Origin of the sequence: Paraglaciecola mesophila KMM 241, assembly GCF_000315015.1 — a bacterium.
Taxonomy (GTDB): domain Bacteria; phylum Pseudomonadota; class Gammaproteobacteria; order Enterobacterales; family Alteromonadaceae; genus Paraglaciecola; species Paraglaciecola mesophila.
This window is the reverse complement of sequence record NZ_BAEP01000007.1, coordinates 40,239-56,080: the sequence shown is the minus strand read 5'-3', so window position 1 is coordinate 56,080 and position 15,842 is coordinate 40,239. Positions and strand designations below refer to the sequence as shown.

Sequence of the window (15,842 nt, the reverse complement as noted above, 5' to 3'; positions counted from 1 at the left end):
AAAAAGTGAAATCAAAGTTTGTAACAAGGAGCAACATAGATTGTCTGTAAGCAGATCAAACGTCGATCTAAACAAGGCAACAGATTATTTAGAAAGTGCTTTCGCCTGTTGCCAAAATACTTCTAGCTCATCCAGTGATGTGTCACGGATTGTTTGCCCTTGCTGCTGCGCTATGAGCTCTACTTGCCGAAAGCGCTGCTCAAACTTATTAGACGCCCTTCGTAGGGCCGTTTGCGCATCCACCTTAACGTGACGTGCTAGATTCACCACCGAAAAAAGAACGTCTCCTATTTCATCTTCAATCGCTGATTGATCGGGCGTGGGAGCATTCACTTCAGCCATCACCTCATTAATTTCTTCTTGAAGTTTGTCCAGAACCGGCGCCAGCTCAGGCCAATCAAAACCAAATTTCGCGCATTTTTGCTGCAGCTTTTGGGCGCGAAGTAACGGTGACATACTCGCAGGCACATTGGCTAAAATACTTTTATCTTCCGTTTTACCCGCGGCGATACGTTCTTGAGCTTTAATGCTCTCCCACTGGCCTTTTTTCGCTAGCGTAACTTGGCCGTTTTCATCGGCGAATATGTGCGGATGCCGACGGCGTAACTTAGCGGAGATTCCTCGTGCAATATCATCAAAGGCAAACGCGTGTTGCTCTTGCCCCATCTGAGCGTAAAACACCACTTGAAAGAGCAAATCCCCCAGTTCGTCGCGAATATCGGCCATATCACCTTTATCAATGGCATCGGCAACTTCGTATGCTTCTTCAATCGTGTAAGGCGCTATACTGGCAAACGTCTGTTGCTTATCCCAATCGCAACCATTAGTCGGGTCACGTAGGGTTCGCATAATGCTTAACAGTTCGCTTAACGCGCTTTCATTCGCATTGTTGCCCTTGTCTTGTCGTTTGTTTATCTCTGGCACTGACTCGGATTTCATTAGTTATCTGTACGCTGAACCATTGACACACCTTTTATCCCTTCAATACGACTTATCACTCGTGACAACCCCTGCAGGTCTTTAAGCTCCAACCTTAACGAAATACGTGCGAGGCCGAATTTCACGTCACTTGCACTATTGACCCCTAGTAATCCCACTTTTTCGTTGGCCAGCACAGTCGTGATATCCCGTAATAAACCGTCTCTGTCACTGCAAAATACCTGAATATAAGTTTGGAAAGAGGCATTGATATTACTTGCCCAGTCCACATCAATTTCTCGTTCAGGATGTTGTTCTAACAAATGACTGAGTTGTTCACAGTCTTCTCTGTGCACGCTGACACCACGGCCCTGCGTAATATAACCTTGAATGGTTTCACCAGGTAGCGGTTGGCAACACCCAGCAATTTGCGTCATCAAATTACCTACGCCTTCCACCACAACGGTATCTTTCTTAAATTTATTCGATTGCGGCTTTTTAGGTTTTATCCTTGGGTCGATATCCGCTGGTGGGGCATGCAATTGCTGCAGATAATGCACCACTTGCATTAGGCGAATGTCGCCAGCACCTATTGCGGCATATAAGTCATCTGCGGTATGCATATTATATCGCGCACATGCCTGGGCAATGTCTTTACTATCAATACCGGCTTTTTGTAACTCTCGCTCAAATATCTCTTTACCCGCGGCAAGGTTTTTGTCTTTGTCTTGTTTTTTGAAATAGGTATGAATTTTTGCACGAGCACGAGACGAATGAACGTACCCAAGTCCAGGGTGCATCCAGTCGCGACTAGGGTTGAGCTGCTTACCAGTCAAAATATCGACTTGGTCCCCCGTACGTAATTCGTAGGTAAATGGCACAATTCGCCCACCTACTTTTGCCCCAATACATCTGTGACCCACATTACTGTGAATGTAATATGCGAAATCTAATGGGGTTGAGCCAAGTGGTAAATCGACAACATCGCCTTTGGGTGTAAAGACATAAACGCGATCGTCAAATACCTGACTGCGTAATTCCTCGACCAAGTCGCCAGATTCTGCTACTTCTTCTTGCCATAACAGTATTTTACGCAACCAGTTGATACGCTCTTCATAACCTGAGCGGCTGCTACTGGTACCTTCTTTGTAGCGCCAATGGGCGGCTACACCTAGCTCTGCGTCTTGATGCATTTGCGCGGTACGAATTTGGATCTCAATGGTCTTATCTTCTTTACCTAAGGCGACCGTATGAATCGATTGATAACCATTGGGCTTTGGCGTTGCGATATAATCGTCAAATTCCCGTGGTATATGCTGCCAATTTGAGTGCACTACACCCAACGCACCGTAACAATCCTGCAACCGATCGGCGATAACTCGCACGGCACGAATGTCGAACAGTTGTTCAAAGCTAAGGTGCTTTTTCTGCATCTTTTTCCAGATGCTGTATATATGCTTAGGTCGACCGTACACTTTCGCTTTGATGTGCTGTGCATCTAACGCGGTCTGTAATTCTTCTACGAAATCTTCAATGTATTGCTGGCGATCTGTGCGTCGCTCATCCAATAAATTAGCTATTTGCATGTACGTTTCTGGGCGCAGATAACGAAACGAGAGATCTTCAAGCTCCCATTTCAACTGCCCTATCCCCAAACGGTTAGCCAGTGGGGCATAAATATTAGAGCATTCACGAGCTACTAAAACACGAGTCTCTTCGTCCTCATTTTTGACTTGTTGTAAGGCACAAATTCGCTCAGCCAATTTAATGACGACGGCTCTCACATCTTCGACCATGGCTAGCAGCATACGCCGCACGTTATCTATTTGCTCTTCATCGTTTTTGCGAGCGCTGTTGGCTCTGGTGTGTAAAGACTTGATGGCGTCCATGCGCCTAACGCCAGTAATGAGCTTTTGAATGCCCGTACCAAAGCGCTCTTCAATTTGCTCTTCTGTTAATTCGTGGGTTTGGCAATATGGGTAGACAAGCGATGCTTGAAGCGTCTCATCATCCATGTGCAATTCATGCAGAATTTCCACCATTTCTTGACCCACGAGCAAGATCTCTGGAGTGTCCGACACTTCCCGTAATTTATGCTTACACACATCAGAAAGGGACAGCGAATCTAACCATTCATCGAAAGGGGGCCGTTTGGACTCGTGAACTTTGCGGATAGCAACCATAACGTATCCTTGTATTCAGTAACGTTAACACCCACGCGCTTGCCTAGGCTGAAAAATGATAAATATATACAGTAAATGCGCCAACTTTGCCGAACAGGAAAAGTCCTATAATAACCGCGGCGAACGTGTCGTATTCGCTGCATTACTGCCGGTGCGCAGTTGAAAATTGCCGACAATGAAGCCTAATACTAGCAAAAATATGCTCTCATTAATGTAATTCCTGCATTTTTGGTGCGCTCTATTTATACTCGCGCACCAAAACATAGCATTAAGTCTTAGGGGGACTCTAAAATGACAGTAGCAATTGCGTAATGCTGCTCATCTGAAATCGAGATATGACTTGAGGTAATATTACGCTGCTCACATAGTTGGGCATACTTTGCATAGAACTTCAGAAAAGGTTGCCCGGAGGGTAAATTGTGCACCTCAACATCTTGAAAGCTAATGCCGTTACCTATGCCAACTCCCAATGCCTTGACCGCGGCTTCTTTCGCGGCAAAACGCTTAGCCAAATAGCGGGCTGGAAACGAGTGCTCGTCGAATATTGCCAGCTCAGTAGCGGTCAATACGCGCTGTGCTAAACGATTAGAGCGCGTCAATTGTTTCTCGATACGCCCGATTTCAATGATGTCTGTACCTAACCCCATCACCGCCATTGCGACTCCCCCATCTAGTGTCCGCTGCGTGCTTCTAACATTAAACTGCGCATGTCTGACACGGCTTTATCTAATCCATCAAATGCAGCGCGAGCGATAATAGCGTGGCCAATGTTCAATTCGATAATCTGCGTTATAGCTGCAATGGGTTTAACGTTATGATAATGCAAACCATGCCCTGCATTGACCTTAAGTCCTTTGGCGTCAGCATATTCGATGCCTGCCACTAATTTTGCTAGTTCGGCTTCTTGCTCGGCTTCATTTTTAGCTTCAGCATATTGGCCAGTGTGAATTTCGATATACGGCGCATTACACGCTAGCGCAGCATCAATTTGGGCAAAATCAGCATCAATAAATAATGAAACCAAAATGCCTGCATCACCAAGTTGCTTACATGCGTTTGCTATTTTCTGTTGATTACCCACTACGTCCAATCCGCCTTCGGTGGTCAGCTCTTCGCGCTTTTCAGGGACTAAACAACAGAATTCGGGTTGAGTGTTAAGGGCAATTTCAACCATTTCATCGGTCACGGCCATTTCTAAATTTAATCGGGTATTGATCGTTTGGCGCAGCAGGGCGACGTCTCGGTCCATGATATGTCGTCTGTCTTCGCGTAAGTGTACCGTGATACCATCTGCCCCTGAGCGCTCAGCGATGTCAGCAGCGTGAACAGGATCGGGATAACTCGTGCCTCGAGCGTTACGTAATGTGGCAATATGGTCGATGTTGACCCCTAAAAGAATGTCTCTCAAAGCTCTCTCCCTTTCGATTTAAAATGGGTTTGTTTAAATAACTCTCTGCTCATTAGCGGTTTATTGCCTAACAACTCCCCGAGCGTGGTTCGAGTGATACGCTTAGCGGCTAATAAGCTGTCTTTGTCCCAGTTTTCGCTGGCCACATTTAATAAACTTTGGCCTGAATAGCATCCAGACAAACGTATATCACCTTGATAAACGCAACCGAGCTCAGGAACAATTCGGTAGTATCCATTATCAGCAAGAGGCTGGCCTGTATCAGCATCATGGGTAAGGTCAATTCCGTAACCTAGTGCATCAAGCAGGCCTAGCTCAAAGCTACGCAAAACGGGTTCAAAGTTTGTTTGGACTACCAGAGCATGCATACTTTGTTTATACAGTACGAAAATCTCGGGGTGCGGGATCTCATCCGCCAGTACACGATTCAAAACTTCGTTCAAATACAGGGCGCAATACAAAGCTTGCCCGGCCAAGCGTATCATTGCGCCGGTTGGTTCTACCTGTTGTAAGTTTTTTAATTCAGAACGCCCTGACACGGCAATCAATAGCGGCTGAAACGGTTGAAGAAGGCTCTTTTTGTCGCTTTTGCTGCCGCGAACACCTTTCACGACAGCGGACACCTTGCCGTTTTCCAAGGTAAAAATGTTAACCAGAAAGCTTGTTTCGCGATATGCACGTCGATGCAATACATAGCCATTGAGTTGTTCAGCTGCCACAAGATGCTCTTCAATTGCAGGAGAAAATAACCGGATATTACCGGATATTAAATAGTATTAAGAAACCTTGATCCTAACGACTTTCATAGCTTCAAAAGGAAATCCGGCGACATCTTCAGTGATGGGATAGTAGGTTAAATTGACCCGCGCACCTTCAAGATTTTTATATTGTTTTTTACGGCGAAAGCGAAACGGAACGTCGTAGCCTTTAATCATCAAGGTATTTACAAACCATTGATCTTCATTACGTTGCACGTGAGATTCTACGCTCATATCTTCAGAATGGGTCAACTCATCATGCTTACTAAGCAGCTTATCGATTTCCGATTTTTTTGCCATCATTGCGCCCTGTTTGCCTAAGAATAGATATAATAGCACCACAGCGAAGACAAAACGATATCCAGTCTGCACATGGTTAACATCCCTATTTCGGGGTAATTAAAGTGGATTTAATCCCTCGACTAAAAACTGCAAAGAGGTACGACCGCGAAATTCGTTAATATCTAATTTGTAGGCCAACTCCACGTGTTTGCATTGCTCGTTAGGCCATATTTGGGTATCAACGTTAAACGCAATTGCATCGATTAATTTCCCAGTCGGCATACGCAGCATCATTTTTAAATGCTTTTGGCCGACGATGCGCTGTTCAACTAATTCAAACTCACCATCAAAAAGTGGCTCAGGGAAACCTTGCCCCCAAGGTCCGGCGTCTTTCAGTAATTGGCTGAATTCCAAGGTCAACGAGCTTGCTGGTATTTCACCGTCTGAAATAAGCTCGCCTGCCAGCGGTTTACCTGCTAAATGTTCTTCAGCCAGTTGGGTAAAGCGCAATTTAAATTCGTCTAATTTACCCACTTCGATGCTCAAGCCAGCCGCCATAGCGTGGCCACCAAATTTGATGATAACACCAGGGTAGCGAGTGCTGAGTTCTTCTAATAAATCACGAATATGCACTCCAGGAATAGAGCGCGCTGAGCCCTTAAGTATTTCATCATCTTGATGAGCAAAAGCAATGGTGGGTCTAAAGTACTTTTCTTTGATACGCCCAGCCAAAATACCAATAACGCCTTGATGAAAATCAGCCTGGTACAATACCAAGCCATGGGGCATGTCTTGCTCTGATAATTGTAAATTTTCGAGGGCCGTTACCGCTTCTTGCTGCATGGATTGTTCAATTTCACGACGTTCACGGTTTAAACTGTCTAGCTCAACGGCAATTTGCTTTGCTTTGTAATCGGAATCCGTCAGTAAACACTCAATCCCCATGGACATGTCGTCTAATCTTCCAGCAGCATTTAACCTTGGCCCGATAACAAACCCCAAATCGGAAGCTACCATTTTACGTTTATCTCGCCCTGCGACATCTACCAAGGCTTGAATACCCGGGCGGCACTTATCACTGCGAATACGCAATAACCCCTGATGCACCAAGATGCGGTTGTTTTCATCCAACGGCACCACATCGGCTACGGTACCCAACGCCACAATATCCAGTAAGTCTGCTAAATTTGGCACCGCAAGATTGTTCTGTGTGAACCAATCAATTTGGCGCATATGTGCTCTTAGCGCGAGCATCAAATAAAATGCAACGCCCACCCCAGCCAAGTTCTTGGACATAAACGAGCAGTTTGGTTGATTCGGGTTAACAATGGCATCTGCAACAGGTAACGATTCTGCCGCTAAGTGATGGTCCGTTATCACCACGGTTATGCCTAGTTCTTTGGCGCGCTCAACCCCAGCAAAACACGCTATGCCGTTATCCACTGTCATGATCACCTGAGCACCTTGCTCGTGGGCCACATCAACAATTTGCGGACTCAGCCCGTAACCAAAGTTAAAGCGATTTGGCACTAGGTAGTCATGGTTTTTACTGCCCATCATGCCCAGCGCCAGCATGCTCAGCGCCGTACTCGTCGCTCCATCTGCATCGAAATCCCCTACAATGATTATCCGTCTACCCTTGGCTAATGCATCAGCCAATATACGCACAGCTGTATCAACGCCTGACATGTCTTTGTAATGCAATAGCGCTTTAGCGCTTCGCTCAAGTTGTTGCTCAGAAGTAATGCCGCGAGAGGCGTATATTTGCTTTAAGGTAGGGTTGATGGAGTCTGGTAAATGCTCATCAGAAACAGGGGAACGGCGACGTATTTGCACAAACTTACTCTAGGTTGATAACAATAAATAGGGGTAAACGATAAGGCAGAAAGCAGGAGCATGCACTCCTGCTTAACATATTATGAGGCGTCTTGAATAGCTTGTAGTAATTGCATCGGTGGTTGGTAACCAGGCACTACACTGCCATTAGGTAAAATAATATTGGGTGTACCATTTACGCCTACACTCTGACCAAAATTATACTGCTCAGCGACTTGATTTGAACAACTTGCTTTCGCCACGTTTTCACCACCTTTCGCTTCATTCAAGGCTTTTTGCGGATTAGCTGAACACCAAACTGACACCATATCCTGATACGGCTTACTATTTAAGCCTGCGCGAGGAAAAGCTAAATAACGAACGGTAATACCTAAATCATTGTATTCATCCATTTGATTATGCAACTTACGGCAATAACCACAGGTAATATCAGTAAACACATTCACCACGTACTTTTCTTTATCTGCTTTGTATTCAATCACAGAGTTTTTAAAGTGCTCAACCCCATCAACTCGCATTTTAGTCAATGTTGTTTCAGTCTCGTTGCGCATACCTTCATCTAGATTGAATATACGGGCTTGAAGGAAGTACTTGCCATCTTCACTGGTGTAAAACAAGCCTTTATCAGTTTGTACTTGTAATAGGCCAGGAACTGGCGCATCACCAATGGACGTGACTTGCATGCCCAATGACATTTGGATTTTTTGCTTAACACTATCAAGATTTTGACTGCTACCTGATGCAGCGCTAACACTAAGGCTGACCGATAAAAAGGCAAATGCAGCGACGAATAAAGCACGATATTTCATATAAATTCCAACTTGAACGGCTAAAGATAAGACCCCAGTAGGGAAAAATAATTTCATTTTTATAGGCGAACATAGTAACTGCTAATGGCCTTGATACCAAGAGCACGACACAATTACTCACACTATTGACGGCAATGTAAGAGCGCTATCCTCTGGGGTGATGTGCTGAAACCAATTCTTGTAAACGAGCAGTGGCCACGTGGGTATAAATTTGCGTGGTGGATAAATCACTGTGACCTAACAACATTTGCACAACGCGTAGATCTGCACCGTGATTCAACAAATGGGTAGCAAAAGCATGGCGTAAGGTATGCGGTGATAAATCACTGGTAATGTTGGCTTGCGAGGCGTGAAACTTGATGCGGTGCCAGAATGTCTGTCGCGTCATGATCGTGCCGCGGTTGCTGGGAAACAACACGTCGCTTTCATTTCGCAGCAGTGCTCCTCTCGCCTCTTTCATGTATGTTGTGAGCCAATCTAGTGCTTCTTCCCCTAGCGGCACTAGGCGCTCCTTATTACCTTTGCCGGTCACTCTGACCACACCTTGTGAAATACTCAATTGACCGACGCGCAATGTGACTAACTCAGTGACCCGTAAGCCGGTAGCGTATAAAACCTCAAGCATGGCTTTGTCGCGCAATTGTACAGGGTCATCCGTTTGTGGTGCATTGAGTAAATCATCCACTTGCTGTTCTGAAAGCGTTTTAGGCAGTGGTTTACTCAGTTTAGGGTTTTGCATACGACTGACGGGATCATCTTCACGTAACCCGTGTGCCAACATGTAGCCTGAAAAACGCCGTAAACTACTTAAACAACGTGCACTGCTGCGCTCAGACAAACCACTGTCAAAACGCTTCGCCATGTACTGATTAATATCCTCGGTTTGAATATCAAGCAAATTAACGGTAGAGGATTGCGCCTCTAAGAAATCGCTAAATTTAGTCAGGTCACTGCGATAGGCATCTAGGGTGTTTTCACTCAACCCTTTTTCTAACCAAATCGTATCTAAGAATTGTTCAATTACCTCGTGGTTATCAAGCTTACTGGTCAACGTGCGTTTCCTGCCCACATTGCCAGCAGACCTCAAAATTTCCACCATTGGTTTCGCCACAACCAGAACACACCCATTCGATGGCAGTGTGCTCCTGCATTTGTTCGATAAGAGTCTCTGCTCGCGCCTGCCAGCTAGCATCGTTTAGCCACACTTCTGGCTGACAATCTAAGGGAGATAACTCTCCCATAGCACCGCTGGCGAATTCGTTTTTGATAAAGCATGGGATCTTATGCTCATCAAGAAGCTGTTTGACTTGCCACACCATAAAGCGGTCGTTATTTGTGTAAATTCTCATCATGTCTCAAAAACTGCGTGAGTAGAGTAAATAGCTTAATCCATATCGATAGATACATTTGACAATGAACCTAATGCGTTACCTTGATCAGAATCAAGTTTAATCATCAGGCGCAAGTCATTGGGTGAATCGGCATGGTGTATTGCTTGTTCCAAGCTGATTTTTTGTTCTTGGTACAAGGCATAAAGTGCCATATCAAAACTTTGCATGCCCATTTCTTTGCCTTTGCGCATGGCCTCTTTTAAGCCGCCAATTTCGTTTCGCTGTATCAAGTCAGTCACCAGAGGGGAATTTAACAAAATTTCAATGGCGGCAACGCGTCCTTTGCCGTCAACCGTTGGTACCAATTGCTGTGCAATGACCGCACGCATATTCAAGCTCAAATCAAAACGCAGTTTTTCATGTTGCTCTGGCGGCGCTAAATGCATGATACGCTCTATGGCTTGATTGGCGTTATTCGCATGCAGCGTAGCCACACATAGATGCCCAGTATCGGCAAATGACATCGCATATTCCATAGTTTCCATGGAGCGGATTTCACCAATCAAGATAACATCTGGCGCTTGGCGCAAGGAGCTCTTTAATGCGTCATCAAAAGATTGGGTATCAATACCCACTTCTCTTTGGGTTACAACACAGTTTTGATGTTCGTGAACAAATTCAATTGGGTCTTCAATGGTGAGAATATGTCCTCTTGAATTCTGATTGCGATGGCCAATTAAGGCTGCCAAGGACGTAGATTTACCGGTACCCGTGGCGCCAACAAACAACACCAAACCGCGTTTACTCATTATAATATCTTTGAGTACAGCAGGCAGGCCTAAATCATCTGCTTTAGGAATGTCGGTCACTATTCGCCTAATTACCATGCCCGGCATATCGCGTTGCCAAAATGCGCTGCAACGGAATCGCCCAATCCCCTCTCTGGCAATCGCAAAATTACACTCTTTGGTTTGCACAAATTGCTCTTTTTGCGCATCGGTCATAGCATCTTGCACTAAGCCCCAAGCACCATCTTCATCCAATTTACCGCCGCCTATTGGCGTGAGTTGACCGTTAATTTTTGCGCTGATTGGCATGCCTACCGTGATAAACAAATCAGACGCATCTAAATCAGTCATTTCTTGCAAGTAAGGGGTTAAGTCCATCGTTATCTCTGGTAAGTGCGTTGTTGCATGCGTTAAAAATTCATGCCCGGCTTTTTATCAATCGATAATGAAGCGGCATCTTCATTGGTAATCAAACCTTGAGCGACCATTTTTTGTAAGCACTGATCCATAGTTTGCATGCCATGAGCTTGGCTGGTTTGCATAACAGAGTACATTTGCGGCACTTTATCTTCACGAATAAGATTACGTATAGCAGGTATGCCAAGCATGATTTCATGGGCAGCCACACGTCCACCACCTACTTTTTTCAATAAGGTTTGTGAAATAACCGCCCTTAATGATTCTGACAACATAGAGCGCACCATGGATTTCTCTTCCGCGGGAAACACGTCAATCAGTCTGTCGATGGTTTTTGGTGCTGAGTTGGTATGCAGCGTGCCAAACACTAAATGGCCTGTTTCAGCGGCTGATATCGCTAACCGAATGGTCTCAAGGTCGCGCAACTCACCCACAAGAATCACATCTGGGTCTTCACGTAACGCCGAGCGCAGTGCATTACTGAAACTGTGTGTATCACGATGTACTTCTCGCTGATTCATCACGCACAGCTTATTTTCGTGTACAAACTCAATGGGATCCTCAATGGTCAGGATATGCTCCCGCTTATGGCGGTTTATGTGATCAACCATGGCAGCGAGCGTAGTACTTTTACCCGAACCAGTCGCCCCAGTGACCAATACAATTCCTGTTGGCTGATTAATAATATCTTTAAATATCTGCGGCGCGCCTAAATCATCTAGGCTTAAAATTTTGCTTGGAATAGTTCTAAGTACCGCGGCAGCACCTCGGTTTTGCACGAATGCGTTAACCCGAAAACGCGATAAGTCTTTTACCTCAAATGAGAAGTCAGTCTCTAAATTTTCTTCATACTCTTTGCGCTGATTATCATTCATGATTTCGTATATCAGGGCATGCACTTGCTTGTGATCTAAAGCTGGAACATTTAACCGGCGCATTTCTCCGTCAACGCGAATAATCGGCGGCAGGCCTGCTGACAAGTGTAAATCTGACGCGTTATTTTTAACACTAAAGGCTAAAAGTTCGGTAATATCCAAAGCCTATTCTCCGTTAACAAGTTGCAATATGGGAACAATAGCAGAACGACTTAAAATCGCACTGAAAACAATCACTCAGAGTGTTTGTGACGCTAATCGTCCAGCAAATTCAGTCAAATTACTAGCCGTAACCAAAACCAAACCCGTATCAGATATCGTGCAAGCGTATGAAGCGGGACACCGTTTATTTGGTGAAAATTATGTACAAGAAGGTGTCGACAAGATCCAGCAACTCAGCGAATTCAGCGATATTGAATGGCATTTTATCGGCCCTTTGCAATCAAACAAGACTCGCCCTGTGGCTGAAAACTTTCACTGGGTGCATAGCATAGACCGCTTAAAAATCGCCCAACGATTAAACGATCAACGCAGTGCTCATAAAACACTAAACGTGTGTATTCAAGTTAATGTTGATAATGAGAGCAGTAAGGCGGGGGCGGCAATTGATGAAGTCAGTGCGTTGGCTGAGCAGATAAGCGCAATGCCCAATTTGACATTACGCGGACTCATGACTATTCCCAAGGCCCAGCAAAATGAGGATATGCAGCGCAAAAGTCTGTTAGTTATGAAGGAGCTATTCCTGCAACTACAGACAAAATATCCGCAAATTGATACCCTGAGCATGGGAATGTCAAACGATATGCAACTTGCTATCGAATGCGGTTCAACCATGGTTAGGATCGGCAGCGCTATTTTCGGTTCCCGTCAGTAAAATCGAGCTTGAATACAGTTACTTTGGTTCATAGCAAATTCCATAGGATGCATGAATAGAGAGTATGCATGTAGAATTTAACAAAAGGTGTCGATTTTCATTCTTCGAAAACCACAACATAGGATAATTATGCAACATAGACATATCGCCTTTATCGGCGCAGGAAACATGAGCAGAAGCATCATCAGTGGCATGTGTAACAGTGGCTACCCAGCTGATAAGATCACCGCCAGTAATCCATCTATGCCTAAATTAAGCGCCCTAAAAAGTGATTTTTCTATTCAAATAACGCAGCAGAACGAGCAAGCGGTTCAAGATGCAGATGTGATTGTACTTGCCGTTAAGCCGCAACTGATGGAACAGATGTGTTCAACCTTAAAAGACAACGTCTCGTTAAACGGCAAATTGTTTATCTCTATCGCTGCGGGCATTGAAACCTCGCGCTTAAGTGAAATGCTTGGCGAGCAGACAAATATTGTTCGCACTATGCCAAATACCCCAAGCTCCTTAGGCAAAGGTATGACCGGTTTATTTGCACCAGCCCATGTTAGCCAAGCAGACAAAGAGTACGCTGGCGACCTGATGGCTCAAGTGGGTGAAGTTGCATGGGTTGAAAAAGAATCAATGATCAATGGTGTCATTGCAGCTGCAGGCAGCAGCCCAGCTTATTTTTATGCCTTCTTAGAGGCGATGCAAAAAGAAGCTGAAAGCCAGGGTTTTGATCATCAAACCGCGCGATTACTTGTTCAACAAGCTATGCTGGGGGCTGCAGAAATGGTTTGTCACAACCCGCAGCTTGAAATCAGTGAATTGCGCGCCCAAGTTACATCAAAAGGTGGCACTACCGCCAAAGCCGTTGAGCATTTTCAAAACAACGGTATAGACACATTAGTGTCTGGCGCAATGCAAGCGGCAGTCACTCGAGCCGAAGAAATGGCTAAATTATTTTAATTAGTTTTTAGGAAGATACATATCTATGAGCGCGATGCAGTTTTTAGTCAATACCCTGTTTGAATTGTATTTAATGGTAGTGCTGCTGCGCTTTTGGTTGCAATTAGCGAGGGCCGATTTTTACAATCCTTTTAGTCAATTTGTGGTCAAAGCCACCCACCCAATTGTGGGGCCGCTGCGCAGAGTGTTACCGTCTATCGGTAGAATCGATACCGCTACCTTGGTATTGGCATTACTGGTGGCAGGGCTGAAAATAGTGGCACTTAACCTGATAATAGGAAACACCAATATCAATCCTTTGGGCTTGGTGATCGGCTCTTTCTATCTAGTGGTCAAAGAAGCGCTGTCGTTAATGATGTGGGTATTGATTATTCGCGCCATCATGAGCTGGGTAAGCCAAGGCTATAACCCCATGGATATGGTGTTGGGTCAATTGACAGAACCACTACTCGCGCCAATTAGACGCCGCCTGCCTAGTTTAGGTGGTTTAGACTTGTCTGTAATGGTGGTGATTTTGGTGATTATCTTTTTGCAAAAGCTACTAGGTGATGTTTTTGGCTATTTCTAAACGTGCGTTATTAGCTGGCAGTATGATGCTGCTGGCAAACTTGTTTTTCTCAGGAGCGGCACTTGCTGAGCAAAAAGAGACACTGGGCAATTGGGACGTACATTATATTGCCTTTAACAGCACCTTCATTACGCCCGAGATCGCTAAGCATTACTCCATAATTCGCAGTAAATACAATGGCGTCATTAACATTTCAGTGCTTGATAAAGCCGACCAAACAGCACAGTCCGCGGTGCTGACAGGAACTGCACGTAATTTACTCGGTGTGAGTAAGAAACTCACGTTTAAAGAAGTGAGTGAAGGCGAAGCTATTTACTACCTTGCTGTGTTGCCTTTTAGCGATCAAGAAACGTTTCGTATTTCAGTTGAGATAAATGATGGCTTAGAGCAGCAAGTCCTTAACTTTCAACATAAATTTTACGTAGAATAGGAAAAAATTAGACCAAAGTTATCGTCAAATAATATTGCGTCACCGTCCGTTCTCACATACTGTTTAGTCTCCAATTGGAGGCTAACATGCATAAACAGTGTAAAACGGAATCACTCGTGAACGCTTCATCTGTCGATAAATCCAAACGAACCACGTTAGAAACGATTGGCAAAGGTGTGCTGCTCGGTACTTCTATCATCAAAGCCCCTTACGTATTTGCCCGCCAGAAACACACTTTGCGCGTATTAGGCACGCACGTGACACTGCAAGAACCACTCAGAAAACGTGCGATGAGTGACTTGGGTATAGATATCCGATTTGAACCCAAAGGCAGCCCAAGTGTTCTGCAACGCGGATTACTCTCCCCTGAGAGTTTTGATATTTATGAACAATGGTCCAATAGTATTCGACCGCTGTGGCGAAATCATTCGATCCAAGCAATTGAAACCAAGCGCATTACCCATTGGGATGAAATCAATTCGCTATGTAAAACGGGTAGAGTCGCACCAAAAGCAAAATATGGCGCTGGTGACGCACCTTTTAAAATTGTAAACGTACAAGGAGATGGTTCGCTGGGCAGTGAGCAAACTGGCCAAGTGAGTTTCTTGCCCTATGTACATAATGTGGACTCATTTGGCTATAACACCAACGAAATCGAACAAGGCATAGCCTACAAAACAGAAAGTTGGGGCTGGCTGCTTGATAAAAAACACAGTGGAAAAGTGGGAATCATCAACGATCCCACCATAGGCTTGTTTGACTTAGTGTTAGCGGCCGATGCAAGTGGCGCAATGAAGTTTACGGATATAGGCAATATATCTGTCGATGAATTAGATCGCTTGTTTGATATTTTGATTGATTTGAAACATCAGAAATTTTTTGGCGGCTTTTGGAACTCAGTGCCAGAGTCTATTGATTTCATGGAAGCGGGACGGGTCCATATAGAAAGCATGTTCTCTCCTGCGGTTTCTGCGCTAAACGGTAAGAACGTTCCTGTCACATTCGCCGCACCTAAAGAGGGGTATCGTGGCTGGCATGGGGTGATGTGCTTATCTTCTCGTGCCCAAGGGCGCGCAAAAGATGTAGCATACGAATATATGAATTGGTGGCTTTCTGGCTGGCCCGGTGCATTCATTGCCCGCCAAGGGTATTATATCTCCAATGCTCAACGCTCGGCTGATTACCTCGAGCAAAGCGAATGGGACTATTGGTATAATGGTAAGCCAGCGAGCCAGCCACTCAAAGGACCCGATGGAAATATATCGGTCAATCGAGGACAAGTACGATCAGGTGGTAGTTACACAGACCGTTTCAGTAATGTGGCAGTTTGGAATACGGCTATGCCGACCTACGACTATACGTTACAAAAATGGTATGAATTTATAAGCTCATGAAATGGCTGAGAAAATAACAC

At 44.9% G+C, this 15,842-nt stretch carries 17 protein-coding genes; 5 read left to right on the top strand and 12 right to left on the bottom strand.

Going from position 1 to position 15,842, the window contains the following annotated elements:
* Positions 1–84: 84 nt before the first annotated feature.
* From mazG to GMES_RS02560, 12 genes are all read right to left on the bottom strand, one after another.
* The gene (gene mazG, locus GMES_RS02615) at positions 85–939 is read right to left on the bottom strand and encodes a nucleoside triphosphate pyrophosphohydrolase (protein ID WP_006991009.1); all 855 of its coding nucleotides are present in this window, start codon (positions 937–939) and stop codon (positions 85–87) included.
* Positions 939–3,101: a GTP diphosphokinase gene (relA, locus tag GMES_RS02610; protein ID WP_006991008.1), complete on the bottom strand. Its 2,163-nt coding sequence runs from the start codon at positions 3,099–3,101 to the stop codon at positions 939–941. Before relA ends, mazG begins: the two co-directional genes overlap by 1 nt.
* Before the next feature lie 275 nt (positions 3,102–3,376).
* A complete protein-coding gene (acpS, locus tag GMES_RS02605) occupies positions 3,377–3,757 on the bottom strand; it encodes a holo-ACP synthase (RefSeq protein ID WP_006991007.1) in 381 nt (126 codons plus the stop codon).
* Positions 3,758–3,771: 14 nt separating this feature from the next.
* Positions 3,772–4,509 carry a pyridoxine 5'-phosphate synthase gene (gene pdxJ / locus GMES_RS02600; RefSeq protein ID WP_006991006.1) on the bottom strand — a complete coding sequence of 246 codons (738 nt, stop codon included), beginning with the start codon at positions 4,507–4,509 and terminating at the stop codon, positions 3,772–3,774.
* A complete protein-coding gene (gene recO / locus GMES_RS02595) occupies positions 4,506–5,228 on the bottom strand; it encodes a DNA repair protein RecO (protein ID WP_006991005.1) in 723 nt (240 codons plus the stop codon). The genes pdxJ and recO overlap by 4 nt, the downstream gene beginning before the upstream one ends.
* Before the next feature lie 57 nt (positions 5,229–5,285).
* Positions 5,286–5,567 carry a hypothetical protein gene (locus GMES_RS02590; protein ID WP_006991004.1) on the bottom strand — a complete coding sequence of 94 codons (282 nt, stop codon included), beginning with the start codon at positions 5,565–5,567 and terminating at the stop codon, positions 5,286–5,288.
* Between the two features lie 99 nt (positions 5,568–5,666).
* On the bottom strand, positions 5,667–7,385 hold the full coding sequence (gene recJ, locus GMES_RS02585; protein WP_006991003.1) for a single-stranded-DNA-specific exonuclease RecJ: 1,719 nt from the start codon (positions 7,383–7,385) through the stop codon (positions 5,667–5,669).
* Positions 7,386–7,465: 80 nt separating this feature from the next.
* Positions 7,466–8,194 (bottom strand): bifunctional protein-disulfide isomerase/oxidoreductase DsbC, encoded by a 729-nt coding sequence (gene dsbC / locus GMES_RS02580; protein WP_006991002.1) that lies wholly within the window; start codon positions 8,192–8,194, stop codon positions 7,466–7,468.
* A 145-nt stretch (positions 8,195–8,339) separates the two neighbouring features.
* On the bottom strand, positions 8,340–9,245 hold the full coding sequence (xerD, locus tag GMES_RS02575; RefSeq protein ID WP_006991001.1) for a site-specific tyrosine recombinase XerD: 906 nt from the start codon (positions 9,243–9,245) through the stop codon (positions 8,340–8,342).
* Positions 9,235–9,543 carry a putative signal transducing protein gene (locus GMES_RS02570; protein ID WP_006991000.1) on the bottom strand — a complete coding sequence of 103 codons (309 nt, stop codon included), beginning with the start codon at positions 9,541–9,543 and terminating at the stop codon, positions 9,235–9,237. Before GMES_RS02570 ends, xerD begins: the two co-directional genes overlap by 11 nt.
* A 35-nt stretch (positions 9,544–9,578) precedes the next feature.
* A complete protein-coding gene (locus GMES_RS02565) occupies positions 9,579–10,691 on the bottom strand; it encodes a PilT/PilU family type 4a pilus ATPase (protein WP_006990999.1) in 1,113 nt (370 codons plus the stop codon).
* Between the two features lie 32 nt (positions 10,692–10,723).
* A complete protein-coding gene (locus tag GMES_RS02560; RefSeq protein WP_006990998.1) occupies positions 10,724–11,767 on the bottom strand; it encodes a type IV pilus twitching motility protein PilT in 1,044 nt (347 codons plus the stop codon).
* A 28-nt stretch (positions 11,768–11,795) separates the two neighbouring features.
* Between GMES_RS02560 and GMES_RS02555 the strand changes: the two genes are divergently transcribed.
* From GMES_RS02555 to GMES_RS02535, 5 genes are all read left to right on the top strand, one after another.
* On the top strand, positions 11,796–12,479 hold the full coding sequence (locus GMES_RS02555; RefSeq protein WP_006990997.1) for a YggS family pyridoxal phosphate-dependent enzyme: 684 nt from the start codon (positions 11,796–11,798) through the stop codon (positions 12,477–12,479).
* Between the two features lie 129 nt (positions 12,480–12,608).
* Positions 12,609–13,430 (top strand): pyrroline-5-carboxylate reductase, encoded by an 822-nt coding sequence (proC, locus tag GMES_RS02550; protein ID WP_006990996.1) that lies wholly within the window; start codon positions 12,609–12,611, stop codon positions 13,428–13,430.
* Between the two features lie 25 nt (positions 13,431–13,455).
* The gene (locus GMES_RS02545) at positions 13,456–13,998 is read left to right on the top strand and encodes a YggT family protein (RefSeq protein ID WP_006990995.1); all 543 of its coding nucleotides are present in this window, start codon (positions 13,456–13,458) and stop codon (positions 13,996–13,998) included.
* Positions 13,979–14,428: a DUF4426 domain-containing protein gene (locus GMES_RS02540; RefSeq protein WP_039986346.1), complete on the top strand. Its 450-nt coding sequence runs from the start codon at positions 13,979–13,981 to the stop codon at positions 14,426–14,428. The genes GMES_RS02545 and GMES_RS02540 overlap by 20 nt, the downstream gene beginning before the upstream one ends.
* A gap of 86 nt (positions 14,429–14,514) precedes the next feature.
* Complete coding sequence (locus tag GMES_RS02535; protein WP_006990993.1) at positions 14,515–15,822, top strand: ABC transporter substrate-binding protein; 1,308 nt, start codon at positions 14,515–14,517, stop codon at positions 15,820–15,822.
* Positions 15,823–15,842: the final 20 nt, after the last annotated feature.

Excerpts from the sequence above, each read along its gene's own strand:
- acpS (WP_006991007.1), bottom strand. The coding sequence starts at position 3,757 with ATGGCGGTGATGGGGTTAGGTACAGACATCATTGAAATCGGGCGTATC.
- GMES_RS02545 (WP_006990995.1), top strand. The coding sequence starts at position 13,456 with ATGAGCGCGATGCAGTTTTTAGTCAATACCCTGTTTGAATTGTATTTA.
- proC (WP_006990996.1), top strand. The coding sequence starts at position 12,609 with ATGCAACATAGACATATCGCCTTTATCGGCGCAGGAAACATGAGCAGA.
- GMES_RS02590 (WP_006991004.1), bottom strand. The coding sequence starts at position 5,567 with ATGGCAAAAAAATCGGAAATCGATAAGCTGCTTAGTAAGCATGATGAG.
- mazG (WP_006991009.1), bottom strand. The coding sequence starts at position 939 with ATGAAATCCGAGTCAGTGCCAGAGATAAACAAACGACAAGACAAGGGC.
- GMES_RS02555 (WP_006990997.1), top strand. The coding sequence starts at position 11,796 with ATGGGAACAATAGCAGAACGACTTAAAATCGCACTGAAAACAATCACT.
- GMES_RS02535 (WP_006990993.1), top strand. The coding sequence starts at position 14,515 with ATGCATAAACAGTGTAAAACGGAATCACTCGTGAACGCTTCATCTGTC.
- GMES_RS02565 (WP_006990999.1), bottom strand. The coding sequence starts at position 10,691 with ATGGACTTAACCCCTTACTTGCAAGAAATGACTGATTTAGATGCGTCT.
- dsbC (WP_006991002.1), bottom strand. The coding sequence starts at position 8,194 with ATGAAATATCGTGCTTTATTCGTCGCTGCATTTGCCTTTTTATCGGTC.
- relA (WP_006991008.1), bottom strand. The coding sequence starts at position 3,101 with ATGGTTGCTATCCGCAAAGTTCACGAGTCCAAACGGCCCCCTTTCGAT.
- GMES_RS02540 (WP_039986346.1), top strand. The coding sequence starts at position 13,979 with ATGTTTTTGGCTATTTCTAAACGTGCGTTATTAGCTGGCAGTATGATG.
- GMES_RS02570 (WP_006991000.1), bottom strand. The coding sequence starts at position 9,543 with ATGAGAATTTACACAAATAACGACCGCTTTATGGTGTGGCAAGTCAAA.